Origin of the sequence: Aeoliella sp. (assembly GCF_965227375.1) — a bacterium.
Classification (GTDB): Bacteria; Planctomycetota; Planctomycetia; order Pirellulales; family Lacipirellulaceae; genus Aeoliella.
Genome location: NZ_CBDDFX010000001.1, coordinates 3161089 through 3179993, shown reverse-complemented (window position 1 = coordinate 3179993; position 18905 = coordinate 3161089). Strand labels below are relative to the sequence as shown.

Here is an 18905-nt window from a genome sequence, read left to right as displayed (position 1 = left end):
ATTGCGGAAGCTTACGCTCCTTTGAGGATGCGTTGGGCCTCGGGGATGCTGGTCACGCCTTTGGCGACCAGCAGAATGGCTTCCTCCTGGAAGGTCCGCATGCCGGCCAGTCGGCCTGCCTTGCGCAGCAGGTCGAGCTTCGGTTGCTTGATGAGCACCTCGCGGACCTTGTCATCCGCCACCAGCAGCTCGAACAACCCAGTGCGTCCGACGTAACCCACGTTGTTGCAGTTGAGGCACGGCTTTTCGAGTTCTTCGGGCTTGGGCGTGCGATACAGTTGCTGCACCTTGCCGGGTGGCAGGCCGAGCTTCTTCAGCATGTCGGGAGTCGGCTCGAAGCCAATCTTGCACTCGTTGCACAGCTTGCGAATTAAGCGGGTGCAAAGCACGGCCGTGAGGTTCTCGGCAAACTCCTTCTGCGGCACCTTCTTTTGCAGCACGCGAAGCATCGCCTCGGCCGCTTCCATGGCCGGCACGGTGGTGATTAGCAGGTGATTGTCTTGCACTTCGCCCAGCAGAATCTTGGCCGATTCGCGATCCACCAGATCGCGAACGATATAGACGTTGGGGTAAGTGCGAATCAACTGGGGAAGCAACGTGGCGGGTGTTTCCCCTTTTTTGCTGTCGAAAGTACTCAGGGCGACGTTTTCCATGTCGCGTTCGGGATGGTGCACGTCCTCGATCGCTACGAAGTCGCGCATCAGACGGTCGGTCTCCAGAATCGACACGTCGGTCAGCGTGGTGAGTCCCCCTTCGGGCGGAGCGGCAATGACCAACACCCCTTCGTCCAGGGCCATCAGTTCTTCCCACCGGGCTTTGATCTTCTCCCGCATGCCAAGATCGTCGTACGTCAATAGCTTGGTCTGTGCACCGCCCAGCATCTCCAGTAGCACTCGCTCGCCGGTCTTCACGCCCTGGCTGACGAAGGGGCACAGGTACTGCACGCCTTCGTACTTGGCGCCGAACTGGCCGGCTTGCTTTTGGCGTCGTTCGGTGATGTCGAGATTGGCGAGTTGCTTCATCACAGCCAGCATTACGTCGCCACTCTCGCGATCGCGGCCCTCGCCGTTGTGCCAGACGCCGTCGATCAGGTGCTTCACGTTCACCCCGCCCTGCATGTAGTCGAGCACCATGCGGTCGCTGCGACGCGTCGCCATATCGGCAATCATCTCTTTGACGAGCAGATAGCCAGGCGACTGGCGGGCGGTGATCAGGTTGCCTTGATTGGTCTTGTCGTCGCCACCGAAGGCCGACAGGTCGACGGGCGCGCCTTTCTCGTAATCGGCCATCGGCTCGCCTCGGCCGGTGATGTACCTGAACCAATCGGCCGTGAAGACCTTCTCGTGCGTCTCGACCGACTTGTTGTGAGCCACCGTATACATGATGAATGGCACCAGGTACGCAAGCGTCAGTGCTCCAATGCCTACCGCGTAGATCGGAACCATCACCAGCAACAGCAAGGCCAGCACGAACGGAAAGAAGATAATAGGATTCCACTTGCCGTAACCCAGGCCGTGGCGTTGCGAGCTGCGATTCACCCAATCGGCCGTGACGATCCAGAGCAGCACCAGCAAAATGACCGGGATCAGCTTGAGCCAACTAAGAAACGCCGGCCCACGCTTGGCGTTCATTTGGGCTTTGGTCCAAACGGCGCCGGCCGCAGGCTTGGCGGCATCGCCACCAGCCGCTTCTTCGCCATCGGCGTTGTCGGCACCGTCGTCGGCCTGGTCGCCAGCTTCACCGCCCTCGGCTGGCTGAGCTTCTTCTTCCTGGGCGAAGGCCACAGGCGCGGTTGGCCCTGCCAAACCGACCACCAACGCAATGAATAATAACCAAATGAGTCGCTGCATCAGAGAATTCCGCCTTGCGCTACGTCGATACCCTTGAGTGCCATCTTCAATGCTTCGCGATTCGGGGCAACTTCCATTGCCACGGTGCGATCAATCAACTCGTTGTCTACCAGCTTCTTCAAACTCTGCGTGAAATCCTGCATGCCGTCTTCCGAGCCGATGCGAATGGCGTCGGGCAGTTTCTCGTCCTGTTCTTCCAAGATCAGTTTGCGGACCGTCGGCGTGAAAGTCATGATCTCCACCGTTGGCACCCGCCCCACGCCAGGTTTGATACTTTTGAGCAGCTTCTGTGCGACGATACCCTTCATGTTGAAGGCAATCGCACTCCGCAGCGCGCTGTGCATCTCCTGGGGAAACAAGTCGAGGATACGACCGATGGTGGTCGCTGCACTCGAAGCGTGGATCGTACCGAACACCAAGTGGCCGGTCTCGGCCGCGTGGATGGCGGTCATGAACGTCTCTTTGTCACGCATCTCGCCCACCAGCATCACGTCGGGATCTTCACGCACGGCGTGCTTCATGCCGACTTCGAAGTCGACGACGTCCAACCCGATCTCGCGCTGGTTGATCAAGCACTTGTCTTCGGTGAACACAAACTCGATGGGATCTTCGAGCGTGAGGATGTGCTTGCGATACCGTCGATTGATCCAGTTCAGCATCGAGGCGATCGTGGTACTCTTGCCCGAACCGGTCACACCCGCCAGCAGCACCATGCCCTGATCGTAGGTGCACAGATTCTCCATACCCGGCGGGAGGTTGAGTCCCTCGAAGTCAGGAATCCAGCTACTCACCCGCCGAGCGACCATGCCCATGTGGCCGAGCTGCTGCAACAGGTTCACGCGGAACCGCCACACGGTGCCGTCCACGTCGCAGGTGTGCGCAAAGTCGGCCCCGCCGTCCCGCTCGAAGATCTTGCGATTCCGCTCGTTCATCAGCGGGTAGCAAAGCTGCACCATCTCTTCATCGCTGATCACACCACGGTTCATCGGCCGAAGCGATCCGTCGACGCGGACCATCGGCGGCTTGCCAACCTTCAGGTGCAAGTCGCTGCCCTCGAGCTTCACACAAGCGCGAAACAGCTTGTCGACCTCCAAATTGGGTCGCACGTGCATGAGACTACTTTTGACGTCGTCATGCTCAGCCATGGAAGGAGGATCCTGTAATGCAAAGTCCCGTTACCACCCCCACAGCCGCCTGGCCGGTGGGGAAACCTCTAGTTTACACAGAACCCCCCCGCGAGTGGACACCCCGGGGGGAGAAAAAGGCCACCGTGCAAAGCGGAAAACTGATGCTACCCGCCCCACCTGACGTCCCCGCCTCGCGAGGATTGGTTACAATCTGCAGACAAGTTCGTTCATTAAACCTACGGCAATTCCCATGCGTTGGCAGTTCTCCGACCCCCACTCGCCCGCCGACCTCAATCATCGCGGCCAGGTGCAAGAGCGAATCGACCGCTGGTGGGAGGCATTCGCCCACCAAGCGCCGCGGCTCGAGCGGCTTTTCAAGCGGGAGGACCAGTGGGACCTGCCCAACTGGATGGCCAGCAACCTGCAGGCGATTCATCCTCAATTGATGTGGGAATACGGCCCGGCCGTGGATTGCGACGGTCATCGCCTGGTCATCACGCCCGAGTCGGCCCGGCACCTGCGTCCTCTCACCGAGACCATCCTGGACAAGGCACCAACAATTCCAGGTTGGGAATTCTACGGACACCGCCTGGCCGAGCCAGTCGATATGGTTGGCCCGACGGTCGAGGCTCGAGTGGGGTTCGAACCTGAAGACTACCAGGTGCAAGTTCAAATCGGAGAGTTGAATCGGATCGACCTTTGCTATTTCTCTCCCACGATCCCGTCGAGCGAGGACCAACAATCGCGGCACGCTGCATTCGTGATCACTGAGACATTGCTCGGCGAAGAACTGCTCGACAACTGGATCGGTTACATCGACGTTGCTCCGCTGAAGAAACAAGGCGTACTCGGATCGTTTCTCGGCAAACAGTCTGAAGCGAAGAGTTTGATACCTCTGGATCGAATGCACGATACGGTGCACGCGGCAATCGGAAGCTTGCACGATCAGTTGCCACGCACGCCACATTACGACTGGGTCGATTCTGCGGAGTGGACGGGTTGGAAACTCGAGCCTGACCAGCAAGACGACTACTGCGAACAGCAGGACTTGTTCGTAGGTTTCTCGGCCAACCCACCCATGTGGACGGCTGCTCATCAAGGTGGAGTGTTCGACTCTGCACGGTTCAGCTCTGTTGGCGAGACGTTCTGTTATGTCAAACTCGATGGTTCAGAGGGGTTGGACGAAGAGAAGTTTGCTGACAAGTCGGAAATCGAAGACGCCCTCAACGCGGCGCTCATTCCGGCGAAGCTCGGCTGCCACATGGGCGGAGGTACCGGGCTGCGATACTCCTATGTCGACCTCGCGCTGACCGACTTGGATCGAGCAATCGACGTCATCCGAAAAGTGCTGCAGGCGGGCAACGTTCCCCGCCGGTCGTGGATTCAGTTCTTCGATTCCAACTGGTGCGCCGAGTGGGTCGGCATCTACGACGACTCACCGCCGCCGCCGATTCCCGACTTCGACGAATGACCGACGCTACACCACCGCCACCTTCACGCAGTTGATCGGCGGCAGCGAGTCGAACAAACACGTCCACTCGTCGCCGCTGTCGTGGCCCATCCACAGTTGGCCCGTGGTGCTGCCAAAGTACACCGCGGGGTCCTTGAGTTCGTCCACGGTCATCGCGTCGCGGAGCACCGTGAAGTAGCTGTCTTTCTTCGGCAGCCCCTTGGTGAGTCGCCGCCACTTCTTGCCGCCGTTGGTCGAGCGCCACACGGCCGGCCGCGCGTCGGGGCAGGTTCGCGTCATCGGTTCCAGCGGCACCACGTACACCGTGTCAGGATCGTGCGGGTGGACGACAATCGGGAAGCCAAAGTCACTCGGCAACCCCTCGGCGATGGAGTACCACGACTGGCCATGGTCGTCGCTGCGCAACACGCCGATGCCGGGACGATCGGGCCAGCCGCCGTGGTTTTGCATGTACAAGCGGCCCGGCGCGTCGTTGTGGCGGGCCATCTTGTGTACGCATTGGCCGAACTCCGGGTAAGGGTCGGGCACAAAGCCAGCGCCCACTCCGTTGTTGGCCGCCTTGAATGTCTGCCCGCCGTCTTCGCTCAGGTAGTGCCCGCCGGTCGAAATGCCGAGGTGCATCCGCTCGCCGTCGCGGATGATCGTGTGCATGCAAAGGCCACCGTTGCCCGGCTGCCACTTTTTGGAGTGCTTGTGGTTGCTGATGCCCGCGACCATCTCCCAGGAGTTGCCCCCATCGCCAGAATGAAACAGCGAAGCGGGCTCGACGCCGGCCCACAGGTCTCGCTTGCCAGCGCCCGTTTCGAGCGACCAGATGTTGCCCAATGCCCGACCGTCCTTCTCGGGGAACGCCGGCGCGCTTTTGGTCTCTTTGAACTTCTTCCCTCCGTCGGTCGAGACGATTAGCTTCATCCCGAAGAACGCATGGCAACTGGAGGCCAAAACGCGGGCGGAGCGGCGCGTGTCGACGAGCGCCGAGTAGACCGAAACCCCAGGTCCGAACGGCCCACGGAGCGAAAACCGACCACGCCCCTTGCCCGCCTCGGCGATGAACAGCCCCTTCTTGGTGCCAATCGCCAGCAGTACTCGATCCGCCATCGTGCTATCCTCCGGAAACGGCCGTAAAAATGGAAAGTTCGTCGCCCTCGGCAAGCGGCTCGTCGAGCCCCGCCGTCTTCGAAACCATCGCGTCGTTCACAAACACATTCATGTGCCGCCGCACCGCATGCGTCTCGTCGCACACGCAGCGGTACACGTCGGGCCGCACCGCAGCAATCGCATCGAGCGCTTCGCGGACCGTGCTCGCCGCGACGGTCAGTTCGCCGACACCGCACTCCGCCTGAAGCATGCTGGGAAGTTGAACACGAACCTGCATCTGCTCGCCTCTATTCTTGCTTGCCACAATCCAGCCAAAAGCGTACCCGTTGCCCCCGCACCCGTCGAGCATTTTCACCCGCGACCAACGCCGAGCAGCGACCTCTTTGGCTAGTCGATTTCAACGACGTCAGATCGACCGTTCTGCCACGGAGTTTTGGGCCAATTCCCCCGATTTCCATCCATTGGCCCAAAACCCCAGCCGCATTGGTCGCCTTACGTTGCAAAAGCCCCTTGTTTTCTCGACCAAACCATTCGGGGGGTGCGACAAAACCCTCCGCGTTGTTCCCCGCATGTTTAAGAGTTGGCCCAAAACCCAATGGGTGGCCCAAAACTCGATAGTGGCCGATCGCTCCGCAATCGTGCGTCATCGCGACGCTTGCTACCGACGAGGCGTAGCTCGTCGGCTATTGGGCCACCAAATCACACAACTGTACATAATGACACGCACCCCTATTAGACCATCTTTGGGTGCGATTTCAATAGAGTTTTTTGACACCGCAGGACTGCCAAGAGAGCCACGAGCAGCAAGGCCACCCCACCCGGCTCCGGTACCCCGGCCGCTTCCACGTTGGCAGAATCGCTCTGGCCAAAGTGCGACTTCCACACTTCGTAGTCCGCCGAGTCGACACCCGGCAGGCCGTCGCCGGCGTTGTTGATCACCGCGTCGTCGGCCGCGCCGAGGTTGTTCCGCCAGAGGGTGTAGTCGGCGAGGTTCACGACGCCATCGCCATTGAAGTCGCCAGGCGTGGACGTGGGCACTTCGCCAACCGTGAGCACCGTATAGCCCGCCAAGTCGCCGGTGGTGAAGTATTCGAGGGTGAAGTCGTCGCCGTAGACCGCATCGGTGATGGGGGCCCAATCGGCGAGGTCGGTGGACCAGTAGCGGATGGCGTCGGTGCCTTGGACGAGGTCGAGGAAGTCGTTGATAGAAGCGTCGGCTTCGCCGTTGAGGGCGAGCATGCCGCCGGTGGTCATGTTGAGGAAGGAATCGTGGTCGAGGTCGGCGTCGATCGTCAGTTCACCACCAATGCGTAACAATCCGCCGCTAGATATTTCAAGCGTCGCACTCCCTTCTTCGCCAAGGCGCAGACCGCCGCTGTTGTTCCATTGAGAGCCAGTACCAGTAACCGTTGTCGATGCCGATGCCTGTGAAAAGAACCCAAGTGCGCTATTTCGACTGCTGACTAGTCCGCCCGCTTCTACCTGGAGCGTCCCGTGACCAGAAGCACCGACTGATAGAAATGTTCTGTTTTCCCAATACGAGCCAATCCCGGTGACTGTGACAGAACTCGTTGAATCTACTCGGTTGGCGACATTGCCAAAGGCGTTATGGACCTGTCCGCCTGCCTCGATGCGGAGGATCCCTTTGCCCCGGTCGCCGACGGTGAGGTCGTTGCTGTTGTTCCACTGAGAGCCAACGCCAGAAACCGTGGCCTCGCCAATTGAACCGATGTTTACTCCCAAGTAGCCATCCGCACTGCTTGCGGTGACTCCGCCGGTGATGGTCAGACTGCCCTGGTCTTTATATCCCACACCTAAGTAGCCACCATCCGCGGTAACGCCTAGTGTGCCGCCCGAGCCAAAGCTGGTAATTGCCTGCGTGCCATGGGAGGCATCGAATTGCAAGTTAGCATCGAGTACTGCACCCTGGGTAGCATAGATCGTTCCATTGCCATACAGGTCATCCAGGGAAGCGAAGAGCGTGCCGGCTGTGACTTGTCCGCCATCGTCAACGGTTAGTGTCCCGTGGCCGTCCCGACCAATGCCGAGTTCACCGCTGCACATCCACTCAGAGCCAGCGCCGGTGACGATGGCGGAACCCGATGAGCCCACAGAGTACCCAAGTATTCCAGATGTACTGCTAACCTGTCCGCCCGCAGACACCAGCAGCGATCCGCTACCCTCAGAACCGATCGATATCGTGCCGGTGCTGTTCCATTGGGAACCGGCACCGGTGACGGTCGCTGTACCCGTGGCCCCAGGCAAATACCCGACATCGCCGTCGGCGTTGGTAACGACACCACCTGCCGTTACGAGGAGCGACCCGCTACCCTCGCGACCGACGGAGAGTGAGCCGACGCTATTCCACTGAGAGCCGACGCCTGTGACGGTCGCCATTCCTGTTGAACCCGATTCCCTTCCGAGATGGCCACCCAAGCTGCTCACTTGCCCCCCCGCAGAGACAACCAGCGATCCGCTGCCCTCGTTGCCAACGTACAGCGAGAAACTGCTGGTCCACTGGCTGTCGGCTCCGGTTACAATAGCTGAGCCAGTGGACCCTGGACCGTGCCCTAGATAGCCATAGCTGTTGCTGACCATTCCTCCCATTGATACTTGGAGTATCCCGCTGCCCTCTCGACCCACGTAGAAGTCGCTGGTGTTTTCCAGCAAGGAACCAGAACCGGCAACCGTAACTGATCCAGTGGATCCGAAGGAATCGCCAACATAGCTAACCGGATTGTAGACCGCTGCGCCATCTGTTACGTACAACGCCCCATTCCCTTCTCGACCCACGTAGCATGCTGTGAAGTTCCTCCATAACGCGCCAGAACCTGTCACTGTTGCTATGCCTGTGGAACCTGAAGAGTACCCAACGTAACCATTGAGATTGTCGACTCTTCCCCCATCTGCCACTCGCAGCGTTCCTTCACCTGAGTAGCCAATATATAGATTGCTGGAATTACCCCATGTGGAGCCCGCGCCGGAAATCGTTGCCGAACCCGACACCTCTGATTGAAAACCAATATAACCAGACATGGAATCTATATCGCTTCCGCCATTGACATTAATCGTTCCGTCGGAACTTTCGCCGATATATACGTCGTCGAAACCAAACCACCTATCAATATCGGCTGGACTCACATCCCCAGAGGAAACTTTCGCCGCCTGCCCCAAGGATGGATAGAACAGCAGAAGCAACAGCAAAGCAGTAAAATGGCGCTGCATGAAAATACCAGGAAAACACTACCTGCCAGCGGGATGAATGGATGCTATCGATGGCACCGAGTATACCCGAGAATCGCGTGCTTGTGGGCGGGAGTAGGGTGTTTCTTTGAGCGGTGTCAGATTCGCACAGTAGCTGAACGTCGCCGCACGCGGTACAGAATGGCAAGCATCAGCAAGGCGAGCGTGGTCGGCTCCGGCACGCGAGCCGATTCGCTGGCTGCCGAGTTCCCCTCCCCAAAGTGTGACTTCCACACTTCGTAGTCCGCTGAATCGACGCCCGGCAGGCCGTCGCCGGCGTTGTTGATCACCGCGTCGTCGGCCGCGCCGAGGTTGTTGCGCCAGAGGGTGTAGTCGGCGAGGTTCACCAGGCCATCGCCATTGAAGTCGCCGGGCGCGCCGGTGGCCGCGATCATCAGGTCGGAAGTGGAGAAGAAGACTTCGCCTACCGGATCGTCCCGTTGCCAGGCTATCCAGAGTACGTGATGACCTGATCGATCTTGAGGAATCGTGACATCAAAGAAGTAGTGATTGCCTTCCAAGACCGGGTCAGGCCGTCCGAGGAACTCCATTTGCTCCCAGTTGAGTGGAGAGTCGGGCGACCAGTCGGCGGTGGTCATCCACACGTCCCAGACGCTCGGCTCATGCACCGCCGGGGCGTAGAAATCCACCTCCAGCGACTCGCCAGGCGACACGAGCGTTGTCGGCCAATCGGCACTCACTTGATCAAGCCCCGCGTAGGTTCTCGGGTAGTCGGAGGAATTGGCATCCGTCCTGCCCCCGCTGGCCAGTGCTCCATCCGGCACCCAAGGCGAGTAGTCGAACGCTTCTGGCAAGCCTGCTTGCACTGCATCCGGAATGTTCCGCGAGACCTCGTTCCATGTGTAGTAAGATTGTTTGCCATCAAGGTCCACCGCGTTCTCAGCCAACTCGAAGTTTGGATTCTCCGGATTGCTGGAATAGACTTCGTAGACACGACTGCTCGGCGATATAGCAGTGCCATGACCGATAGCAACCGATGCGTTCACCCATGCCGCCAACCCCACCACAACCAACATGCTCAAATTCGAATGGTGTCTCACTTCGTGCTCCAGTAGATAGTGCCCAGAAATCGCCTTGGACCAGATAACCGCTAGCGAAACCTCGCCGCGTCACGACAAGGAATCGAGGAGTGATTTCGGAATAGCAGAGACAGACTATTCCCGCTTGCATCCAGTTTTACGTGGCACGCAATTTACTTGACAGATACGGACCGAAGTGATCGTACAAGTAGGGCAACTCGCTATCGGCGCGCGACGCATGCCAACGTCGAAAGCATCGCGATCAGAAGAACCACCCCACCCGGCTCCGGCACGCGAGCCGCTTCGACGCCGGCGGAATCACTCTCGCCAAAGTGCAACTTCCACACTTCGTAGTCCGCCGAGTCGACGCCCGGCAGCCCGTCGCCGGCGTTGTTGATCACCACGTCGTCGGCCGCGCCGAGGTTGTTGCGCCAGAGCGCGTAGTCGGCGAGGTTCACGACGCCATCGTTGTTGAAGTCGCCGGGCGTGGACGTAGGCACTTCGCCCACCGTGAGCACCGTGTAACCCGCCAGGTCACCGGTGGTGAGGTACTCGAGCGTGTAGTCGTCGCCGTACGTTGCATCGGTGATGGGCGCCCAGTCGACGAGGTCGGCGGACCAGTAGCGGATAGCGTCGGTGCCTTGGAAGAGGTTGAGGAACTGAGTGATGGAGTCGTCAGCTTCTCCGAACAGGGCGAGCATGCCGCCGGTGGTCATGTTGAGGTATGCACCGTGGTTGGTGGACAATTCACCCGCGACAGTTACTAAGCCTCCCCGTGCGATGCTCAAAGAACCATCGACATCAAGCTCCTCGAGGAGACTCCATGCCGAACCACTTCCGATGACCTTTGCGCTCGTCGAACTTAGAAAGCCGCTTTCGCTTGAGATCCGTCCGCCGGCCTCGACGTTCAGAGGACCTCGAAGGATAAGTCCATCAACCATACTCCATTCGGAACCGCTTCCGGTGATCGTTACGGTGCTTGTTGGACCGACTTCGCCGGATTTGCTGGTAACCAGTCCGCCCTCTTTAACGTTCAGTGAGCCACTGCCGAAACGGCCGATGTAAAGCCGATTGCTGTTCCATTGAGAGCCTGAACCTGTGATCGTCGCCACACCAGTAGAACGCGACCCTCCACCTATGTAGGAGATGGTGGAGGTAACCGTTCCGCCCGCTTCGACGTTGAGCGCGCCATTGCCTCCACCGCCGATGTAGAACATGTCGCTTTGGATGGTCCAATGGGAGTCGGTTCCCGTAACCGTTGCGATCCCCATTGCTTCCGGCCAACGGCCGATATGCCCGGAGGAAGATGTAACCTCGACTCCATCTGCGATCGTCAACGAACCCCAACTCTTATATCCCGCGCCGAGCGTGCCACCGTTTGCGGTGACACTCAACGTCCCTCCGGTGCCAAAAGTAGCAATCGCCTGGGTTCCACCAGAAGCGTCGAATCGCAGATCTGCATCGAGTACCGCACCTTCGGTTGCAATGATGGTACCGTTGCCGTGGAGATCGTCCAGCGAGGCCCACAGTGTAGCAGTCGTGACTTCTCCCCCGTCCGCTACAGTCAGAGCGCCGTCGCCCGCAAATCCGACATACAGATAATGGTCGCTGCTCCACTGCGAGCCTGATCCTGAAACTATCGCCGCGCCTGTCGCACCGACTTCCACGCCCAGGAGGCCTGCCGCGCTGGTAACCAGTCCGCCATCTTCGACGTTAAGTATACCGTCGCCAAAACGACCGATAGAAAGAGCGCCGCTGTTATTCCAATGAGATCCAGTTCCTGTGATCGTCGCAGTGCCTGTGGCTGCAGCCTCGTCCCCGACATACCCTGAACTCGAGGGGAGAACTGCACCACTTGAGACTGTAATACCCCCATCGGCTGTCTTGCCAACATACCCATTGTCAGTGCTCTGCCACGTTGTCGGATCCTCCGGATCCACGTCCCCACTCCAAGCAATCTCTCCCAGCGAAGCGCGCGCCAGGGAGATCAGACAGACTAGAACGAATGCTCGGCGAAACAAGTTAACTACCCCCTGTGGGCACCGCCTGTCGGCGGCGCGGATGGACGCTGGAGATAGCTCTGAGTATAGCCGAGAATCGCGAGCTTGTGGGCGGGGTGTAGTGTGTTTCTTTGAGCTACGTCAAAATCGCACAGTGGCCGAACGTCGCCGCACGCCGTACAGAATGGCAAGCATCAGGAGGGCGAGCGTGCTCGGCTCCGGCACGCGAGCCGATTCGACGCCGGCGGAATCACTCTGGCCAAAGTGCGACTTCCACACCTCGTAGTCCGTTGAGTCGACGCCCGGCAGGCCGTCGCCGGCGTTGTTGATCACCGCGTCGTCGGCGGCGCCTAGGTTGTTCCGCCAGAGGGTGTAGTCGGCGAGGTTCACCAGGCCATCGCCGTTGAAGTCGCCGGGCGTGCCGGTGGCTGTAGCGACCAGACTCGAAACAAACACTCCGCCAGTCCCGTCGGTGAACGCGGCGCTGAATACCAATTGGCCTGAGTCGTTGAAGCTACTTCGCAATCCATCCTCGTTGCCCGAACCATTCCAAAACCCAAAGGCGGCGATTGTTCGCTCGTCGACACCAGGGCCGTCGTCGACGTCGATCGTTTCGCCTTTGCGAGCCACGAAGTGCAGCACACCGTTAGTGTCTTCGACGAAGAGCGCCTGGTTGTTTTGGAACACAACGTCGTCGCCTCGCAGTTCTGCCAGAAAAGCTACTTGTCCGGCGGCGTTGATTGCGGGGTCGAAGAATCCGGCAAACTCGACTCCTTCGGGCGTTCCGACCGGGTGGTCTCCCTCGCGACCAATAAGCCGTAGCCCGGCGTCGGCACTATCGGCCCACAGGGTTTGGTTCGTATTGAGATCGACATCGTTGGTGCCACCGGGACGATCCAGCGTTTGGCTTCGAAACGCGACATCGCCCGCGGCGTTCAGGTAAACGCTGCCAAACTGCTCGATTGCTTCGGTGCCATGCGAATGAAACGGCTGTTCGTAGCCACTGTAGCGCAGTTGCAGCGGTCCACCGGTTCGACTTGCCCAAACGCCGGCGACATCGGTATCGGTGAACCCAACAAACGCATAGCCTCCAGCATTGTTGATGCTCGGAGTCTCCAAATCGACGAACGACGCACCAGGGAGCCCCGGGGCAGCGTCTCCACCTTGCAGGATACGCTGGACATTGCCGGGCGTGCCCATCCAGATTGCTTCGTCGGTGGCCGGCTGCCCCGGAAAATTGGTAGTCGTCCCGTAGTAGGCGACGATTCCGTTGTCGTTGAGCGTGGGCGACGCAGCCAGACTGCTGTAGTACGCACTGCCACTAGGATAGCCGGCGGCCTGGAAACCTTCGCGCGCAATCGTCTGCGTTGGCTGGCCAATGGCTTCGATCCAAATGCCAAAGTCGTTCGCGCTGCTGCCGGTGTTCGGAAGGCGATGATGCACGGTCGCCACACCCGCTGCATTGAACTTGGCGAAATTGCGATCGATGACTCCCGTCTGCTCGCCGAACGTCGTCGCGCTGTCGGGCACGGGGTCGCCTTCGCGCAGGACGAGCGAGGGCTGCTGACCGGCATCCGCGATCCACACTCCGGAGTTGTCGGCGGTGGTCACTCCCCCCGCGCCCACCTGCAAGTTGCCGCGAAACAAAACCTGCCCGGCGTCGTTAATGAACGGCAACGCCGAGGAGAGACTGGCGTAAGCTCCGCGGACGACCCCGGCTGCAGGATATCCGTCGGCCGCAACCAACTGGGGACCAACGCCCCCGCCTTCGGACCATATGGCAACGGCTGGCGCGCCGACATCGGGAACGTATTGAGCCAGAAAAGCAACTTGTCCATCATTGTTGATGGTCGAAGTGCCGAACCCGCCGTAGGTGCCTTCGCCGCCCAATCCGTTCTGGGCAGCAAGCCCAGTGAAGGCAACGGTCCGCAGCGACTGTGCGAAGACAGGCGATCCGACCACGGCCAAGCAAACCAGTACACCACACCTCGTCCAGACCATATTCATGCGTCTTTAACCCTGGTGCAATTCACGGAACGTCCAACTATAGTCCGACGCTTAGAATTGTAACCCAGGCGAGAGGGGGTGCGAAGTACACCGCGGGCCCATCGCATTGAACAGGATTAGCAGAAAACTGCTAGGAATCAAGCTGCGTCGCGTGCTGGTATCGCCGCGTGGCGCCGCACAGCAGCATCATTCCACCAGCGACACACCACAACACCCCGCTCGGCTCGGGAATTTGCGACGCTGCGAGACCCGGCGCGTCGTTGCCAAACTCCGCCTTCCAGGTAAGGTACTGCGCCGCGCCGATGGTGCCTCCGTCGATGTCGTTTTCGAGCGTGCCAGTGGCGGCGCCGAGGTTGTTTCGCCAGAGGGTGTAGTCGGCGAGGTTCACCAGGCCGTCGTCGTTGTAGTCGCCGGCCAGAACTTGTGGCGTGCTGGCGAGCGTGACATTGTCGATGCCGAGTGACCCTTGGACGAACTCGCCGCCCGCTTGTGCGGCGCCGTGTCGCAACATGACTCGCTGGACACCGCCCATCAGTTCGGTGTAAGTGCCCGAGCCGAGTTGGCGGGCGAGGGCGTCCTCGGCGAGCGAGAACTCGTAGGTACGCCACACGCCATCGGCTGGCACGTTGTTGGCCGTGGTCGATACCCAGCGAGCGGCGGTCCGGACGTTGCCCGATGCGAACAGCACCAGGCGCATCTCGAGTGGCGACTCACCGACGGGCACCATCAGGTCGGCCATCACGCGCGTGGCGTTTATGGCAGCAAGGTCGCCCGTCCAATCGCTCGCGCTGTTGTGAGTCGCCAAGTGAAACGTAGTGCTGACCAGCAAGTGTGCATCGCCCGCCCCGGTTGGTCCACCGTCTTCCGGTCGAGTGATCTGCGCACCAGACGTCCAGTCCATCATGCCCGACTCGAAGTCGTCGGTGTGCAGCGTAGCGGCGGGGCTCAGTGAGCTGAAGGTCCACGCGATTGCAAACGCAAGTCCAAGGGCGAGAGGGGACACTCTCGGGCGGTGGCAGATCAATGTTTCTTCCTCAAACAGAATAGTGACAAACTGAGACAAACGATAACCAGCCACACACTTGCAGGCTCGGGCACGGCGACGAGCCGGTAGATGGCGCCGGTGGCCGCCCCGCCCGGGTTGCCGCTGGCGGCAAGGGCCGTTTTGGTGGCGACGTACACTTCGCCGTTCTCGTCGCGGCCGAACGCCAGGACGTACTCGCCGATGGGATTGCCTCCGATAACGTCGAGCACCAGCGGATCGGCGGGCAAGGTGGCGGTGCCGTCGAGCACGTCGGGCGTGAGGGCGAGCAGCGTTCCGTTCGGCGGGCCGAAGGCGGTGCTGAAGTCGCCAAAGAGATAGACGCCGTCGAGTTCAGGGAACTCGCTGCCACGATACACGACGCCGCCGGTCACCGAGATGCCAATCTGCTCCAGCCCCGTCATCGCGCCGGCAGCGCCAGGGCGTGTGTACTGGGCAATTGGATCGATCAGCGACACAACGGGGTCGGGCGACACCGTGTTGTCGAAGTCGAGCGTGCCCTCTTTGATCCGCCAGCCGTAGTTGCCACCTTTCTCGACGAGGTTGACCTCTTCGACCAAGCCTTGTCCCACGTCGGCCACGATCAGTTGGTCGCCATCGAACCTGGCTCGCCACGGATTGCGAAGCCCGTAGGCCCAAATCTCCTCGCGAACGCCCGACTCGCCGACGAACGGGTTGTCGCCGGGGACGCCGTACTGTCCGCCGGGGCCGTTCGTGCCGGCCACATCGATGCGGAGCACCTTGCCTAGCAGTTTGCTACGATCCTGCGCGTTGCCCAAACCGCCGATGGGATTGCCGCTGCCGCCGCCGGTGTGGCCCGGCTCGTCGTCACCGCCGCCGCCGCCATCGCCGGTGGTGATGTAGAGCATGTTGTCGGGACCAAACTCGATGTGGCCTGCGTTGTGGTTGAACTGCGGCTGGTTGAACGTCATGAGGATCCGCTCGGAGGCAAAATCGGCCACGTTGGGATCGCCCGACACCGTGTACTCGGCCACGACGCTCTGGTGATCGATAGGATCGGTGGCCGTACCGGAGGAGGCGGACGGGGCACTGTAGTAGACGTAAAACTTGTCGTTTCCGTCCTCGCCCACCTCCCCGAAATTGGGATGAAACGCTAGCCCCAACAGCCCGCGTTCGTCGAAGCCCGGTCGTTCGTCGACCAAGCGCGATTCGATGTCCAAGAACGGCGTCGGCAGCACGCTGCCGCTCTGGATCACGTGAATCGTTCCCCGCTGATCGGTCACGAACAGCCGATTCGAATCATCCCCTGCGTTGGTAATGCCCACCGGCGAGACGATGTCGCCCACCGAGACCGGCGCAAGCTTGATCGAAGGCAGTTGAGCCTCGACGCCTGCCATCACCACACAACTCATCCCCAACACCAAGTAAGCGAGCCTCACGGTAGTCCCCTTTCTGTGTACCTGCGGATTGCCTTTTCTCTTGCGATACAAGAGTCCATCGACACGCCGCATCCCCGATCGCCGGCGCGCTCTGTTAAGCAATTGTCGTGAGCACGGCGATCGATTGCAGGAAACTCAGAATTGCCCGTGCATCTAAAGAGCTGGGGGCTCGCGGAGCTCGTCCCCAGGCACCCGAGACCTGACAAGCAGGCTTCCAAGAAAGTTGCCTACTCGACTTTCAGATACTGCATCGCCCGCGGTGTGTCGAACGGAGTGACTTCGTAGAACACCAGCCCGTCGTGCTCGTCGCGGAAGATGTGGAGCGACTCGGACGTGGGCTTTTGGGAGGCCAGCTGGCAGTCGGCCTCCGTACGATCGACGAACACGATCACCGGCTCACCATCCACCTGGCACAGCATGGCCGTAGTATCGCGACTCAGCCCGCCTGGGTAAGACAGCCCGAGCATGCGACTGCCCTCGGGCATGGGCAGCAGGGCCAGGGGGATTCCCTGGCGTTTGGAGAACACTCGCGCAAAACGCTCGGCGTCTTCGCACTCGTAGTACGGCTCGAAGCCTTGGCGGACGGTTGCGTCGTACACTTGGGCCAGCGGTGTGGGCTCGAAGTAGGGATCGGTCCGCTGTGGTCCACTGGCAACATACGCCAAGAGCAATCCAGCCACGGCCGCGGCAGCCAGCCAGCCCCAGCGCCGTCGCGGAATGCTCAACAGTGTCGGTTCGGATTGCTCCAACGGTTCTGTGACCTGCGCGACATGATCGGCGTCGGGCTCGACGACCGGGAAGCTGGAAAGGAGTGACGCGTTGATCTTGCGCTGCAACTCGACCTGCTCCACCAGGTGCGGCTCGGTGCGCAATCGCTGTTCGAACTGCTCGCGCGCAGCGGGCTCGAGCGCGTCGTCCAGGTACGCTTCGAGCAGGCTGTCGTCGTTCGGTAGTTCAGGATGACTCATCCTGCAAACTCAGTTCGAGGTGGAAGGTAGGTCACGAGCGGTGTCCGGGGACTGCAAACGGGTGCGGAGCAACTGGCGGCTGCGATGCACGTGGCTCATGGCGGTGCCGCGGGGAATGCCGAGTAGTTGCTCAATCTCAGCATAGCTTAAGTCGTGCACGGTGCGGAGCAGCAAACAACATCGGGCGTCTTCGGAAAGCTCCTGGAGTGCGGCCAGCAGATGGTCTTCGAAGCTCACCTGCTGGGCTGTGAGCTGGCCCGTCGCGGGATCGACGGGCGGTTGTTCGGTGGTGGGTTGGTCCTTCAGCGTGGCGATGTCCGACGGGTCGGTGGCGTAGGTTTGGCGGCGTTGTGTCTTTCGGCGTTCGTTGAGCGACATTCGTCGCACCACACCGAACATCCAAGCCACGAACTCCGCGGGTCCGGCGAACTCGTTCTGCTTCTCCACCGCCAGGCCGGCCGCCTCCTGAACGATGTCCTCTGCCCCCTCCCGTCGCCCCAAAACGCCAGCGGCCACCGCCGCCAAACGGGGGTACGCCTGCTGATAATGCGCAGCATATTCGGTAACCGTCGAGGTCTTCGACAGTTTTTCGGTTCTTTGCGATTTGGCTGCTTGCGGACCGTTCATTACCGCTCATTATATAGATGTCGCGACCCGGCTCATCCATTGCAGCGTGCAGAAGCGAAATCATTTCTCCGTCGAATCACGCGTGTTTTCAGCCATGAACCAGCCTCCACAGCACCGCCACGGTTTCACCCTGGTCGAACTACTGGTGTCGATCGCCATCATCGGCGTGCTGGTCGGTTTGTTGCTCCCGGCCGTGCAAGCCGCGCGCGAAGCAGCCCGCCGCTCAGCCTGCACGAACCACCAAAAGCAGCTTGCGCTGGCGCTGTTGAATTACCAACAGACGCATCGACAGTTGCCGCCGGGGCGAGTGGGTTGCGACGACACAGGCGACGCGATGACGATCGACGTTTGCCCCGCCGGACTCACGCCAGAGCAGAAGACGGCCGCCAGCGGTTTTGTATCGATCCTCCCTCAACTCGAACAGCAAGCCCTGTACGAGCAATTGTCGGTCGAAGTGGGCGGCTTGTGGAATCGCAACGTTGACGACCTGGATTGGTACGCGGACATGGAAAAGTGCAAAGGCATCAAGCAACAACTTCAAGTGCTGCGATGCCCGAGCGACGCCTCCGCGGCGTTGAGCGACGTGTACGATCCGGTGATCGCAGCGACCGGCAGCTACGCATTCTCCCAAGGTTCGCTGGGCGCGTATCAACCGCTCGAAAACGTAAAGTTCGCGAACAACGGAGCATTCCTGTACGTCCGCCAGCGCAAACTGCGGCAGTTCACCGATGGCACGTCCGGCACCTTCCTGCTCGGCGAGGTGGTGCTGGCCGACACGTGGGAGTCGTCGAACACGTGGACCTACGCGTTGGCCTTCGCCGACTGCCTGCGAACCACCTCGAACCCGCTCAACACCCGCCCCGGCGCAGGCTATCATTACGACCGCCAGAACGGCGCGTTCGGCAGCAACCATCCCGGCGGAGCATTGTTCGCCTACGGCGACGGCCATGTCGACTTTGTGGAAGACGAGATCGACAAGCAAACGTACCGCGGCAAATCGACAATCGCAGGCGAGGAGTTGTAGCGAGGACA

Annotated in this window: 14 protein-coding genes; 2 read left to right on the top strand and 12 right to left on the bottom strand. The window is 60.4% G+C overall.

Going from position 1 to position 18905, the window contains the following annotated elements:
- Positions 1-11: 11 nt before the first annotated feature.
- Together ACQK2L_RS12830 and ACQK2L_RS12825 are read right to left on the bottom strand one after the other, a co-directional pair.
- Positions 12-1850, bottom strand: coding sequence for an ATPase, T2SS/T4P/T4SS family (locus tag ACQK2L_RS12830; RefSeq protein WP_425397373.1), 1839 nt, complete (start codon positions 1848-1850; stop codon positions 12-14).
- Positions 1850-2995 carry a type IV pilus twitching motility protein PilT gene (locus ACQK2L_RS12825; RefSeq protein ID WP_425397372.1) on the bottom strand — a complete coding sequence of 382 codons (1146 nt, stop codon included), beginning with the start codon at positions 2993-2995 and terminating at the stop codon, positions 1850-1852. The genes ACQK2L_RS12830 and ACQK2L_RS12825 overlap by 1 nt, the downstream gene beginning before the upstream one ends.
- A gap of 232 nt (positions 2996-3227) precedes the next feature.
- Between ACQK2L_RS12825 and ACQK2L_RS12820 the strand changes: the two genes are divergently transcribed.
- Positions 3228-4448, top strand: coding sequence for a hypothetical protein (locus ACQK2L_RS12820; RefSeq protein WP_425397371.1), 1221 nt, complete (start codon positions 3228-3230; stop codon positions 4446-4448).
- 6 nt (positions 4449-4454) lie between these two features.
- Here ACQK2L_RS12820 and ACQK2L_RS12815 read toward each other — a convergent pair whose 3' ends face one another.
- The 10 genes from ACQK2L_RS12815 to ACQK2L_RS12770 all read right to left on the bottom strand — a co-directional run bounded on the left by ACQK2L_RS12815 (position 4455) and on the right by ACQK2L_RS12770 (position 17873).
- On the bottom strand, positions 4455-5546 hold the full coding sequence (locus ACQK2L_RS12815) for a WD40/YVTN/BNR-like repeat-containing protein (RefSeq protein ID WP_425397370.1): 1092 nt from the start codon (positions 5544-5546) through the stop codon (positions 4455-4457).
- 4 nt (positions 5547-5550) lie between these two features.
- Positions 5551-5823, bottom strand: coding sequence for a MoaD/ThiS family protein (locus ACQK2L_RS12810; RefSeq protein ID WP_425397369.1), 273 nt, complete (start codon positions 5821-5823; stop codon positions 5551-5553).
- Positions 5824-6278: 455 nt separating this feature from the next.
- Positions 6279-8582, bottom strand: a complete 2304-nt coding sequence (locus ACQK2L_RS12805) for a hypothetical protein (RefSeq protein WP_425397368.1) — start codon at positions 8580-8582, stop codon at positions 6279-6281.
- A 305-nt stretch (positions 8583-8887) separates the two neighbouring features.
- The gene (locus ACQK2L_RS12800; protein ID WP_425397367.1) at positions 8888-9850 is read right to left on the bottom strand and encodes a lytic polysaccharide monooxygenase; all 963 of its coding nucleotides are present in this window, start codon (positions 9848-9850) and stop codon (positions 8888-8890) included.
- Positions 9851-10050: 200 nt separating this feature from the next.
- Positions 10051-11850, bottom strand: a complete 1800-nt coding sequence (locus tag ACQK2L_RS12795; RefSeq protein ID WP_425397366.1) for a hypothetical protein — start codon at positions 11848-11850, stop codon at positions 10051-10053.
- A 120-nt stretch (positions 11851-11970) separates the two neighbouring features.
- Complete coding sequence (locus ACQK2L_RS12790; RefSeq protein ID WP_425397365.1) at positions 11971-13836, bottom strand: DUF7453 family protein; 1866 nt, start codon at positions 13834-13836, stop codon at positions 11971-11973.
- A gap of 130 nt (positions 13837-13966) precedes the next feature.
- Positions 13967-14839, bottom strand: coding sequence for a hypothetical protein (locus ACQK2L_RS12785; RefSeq protein ID WP_425397364.1), 873 nt, complete (start codon positions 14837-14839; stop codon positions 13967-13969).
- A gap of 17 nt (positions 14840-14856) precedes the next feature.
- Positions 14857-16278 (bottom strand): PQQ-dependent sugar dehydrogenase, encoded by a 1422-nt coding sequence (locus ACQK2L_RS12780; RefSeq protein ID WP_425397363.1) that lies wholly within the window; start codon positions 16276-16278, stop codon positions 14857-14859.
- A gap of 227 nt (positions 16279-16505) precedes the next feature.
- Positions 16506-17246 (bottom strand): anti-sigma factor family protein, encoded by a 741-nt coding sequence (locus ACQK2L_RS12775; RefSeq protein WP_425397362.1) that lies wholly within the window; start codon positions 17244-17246, stop codon positions 16506-16508.
- A gap of 9 nt (positions 17247-17255) precedes the next feature.
- Positions 17256-17873 (bottom strand): RNA polymerase sigma factor, encoded by a 618-nt coding sequence (locus ACQK2L_RS12770; RefSeq protein ID WP_425397361.1) that lies wholly within the window; start codon positions 17871-17873, stop codon positions 17256-17258.
- Positions 17874-17967: 94 nt separating this feature from the next.
- Between ACQK2L_RS12770 and ACQK2L_RS12765 the strand changes: the two genes are divergently transcribed.
- Positions 17968-18897: a DUF1559 domain-containing protein gene (locus ACQK2L_RS12765; protein WP_425397360.1), complete on the top strand. Its 930-nt coding sequence runs from the start codon at positions 17968-17970 to the stop codon at positions 18895-18897.
- Positions 18898-18905 lie beyond the last annotated feature (8 nt).

What these genes read in the sequence shown, in the direction of transcription:
- ACQK2L_RS12815 (WP_425397370.1), bottom strand. Translation starts at nt 5,546, where the DNA reads ATGGCGGATCGAGTACTGCTGGCGATTGGCACCAAGAAGGGGCTGTTC.
- ACQK2L_RS12790 (WP_425397365.1), bottom strand. Translation starts at nt 13,836, where the DNA reads ATGAATATGGTCTGGACGAGGTGTGGTGTACTGGTTTGCTTGGCCGTG.
- ACQK2L_RS12830 (WP_425397373.1), bottom strand. Translation starts at nt 1,850, where the DNA reads ATGCAGCGACTCATTTGGTTATTATTCATTGCGTTGGTGGTCGGTTTG.
- ACQK2L_RS12805 (WP_425397368.1), bottom strand. Translation starts at nt 8,582, where the DNA reads ATGTCTGGTTATATTGGTTTTCAATCAGAGGTGTCGGGTTCGGCAACG.
- ACQK2L_RS12820 (WP_425397371.1), top strand. Translation starts at nt 3,228, where the DNA reads ATGCGTTGGCAGTTCTCCGACCCCCACTCGCCCGCCGACCTCAATCAT.
- ACQK2L_RS12810 (WP_425397369.1), bottom strand. Translation starts at nt 5,823, where the DNA reads ATGCAGGTTCGTGTTCAACTTCCCAGCATGCTTCAGGCGGAGTGCGGT.
- ACQK2L_RS12825 (WP_425397372.1), bottom strand. Translation starts at nt 2,995, where the DNA reads ATGGCTGAGCATGACGACGTCAAAAGTAGTCTCATGCACGTGCGACCC.
- ACQK2L_RS12775 (WP_425397362.1), bottom strand. Translation starts at nt 17,246, where the DNA reads ATGAGTCATCCTGAACTACCGAACGACGACAGCCTGCTCGAAGCGTAC.
- ACQK2L_RS12765 (WP_425397360.1), top strand. Translation starts at nt 17,968, where the DNA reads ATGAACCAGCCTCCACAGCACCGCCACGGTTTCACCCTGGTCGAACTA.
- ACQK2L_RS12770 (WP_425397361.1), bottom strand. Translation starts at nt 17,873, where the DNA reads ATGAACGGTCCGCAAGCAGCCAAATCGCAAAGAACCGAAAAACTGTCG.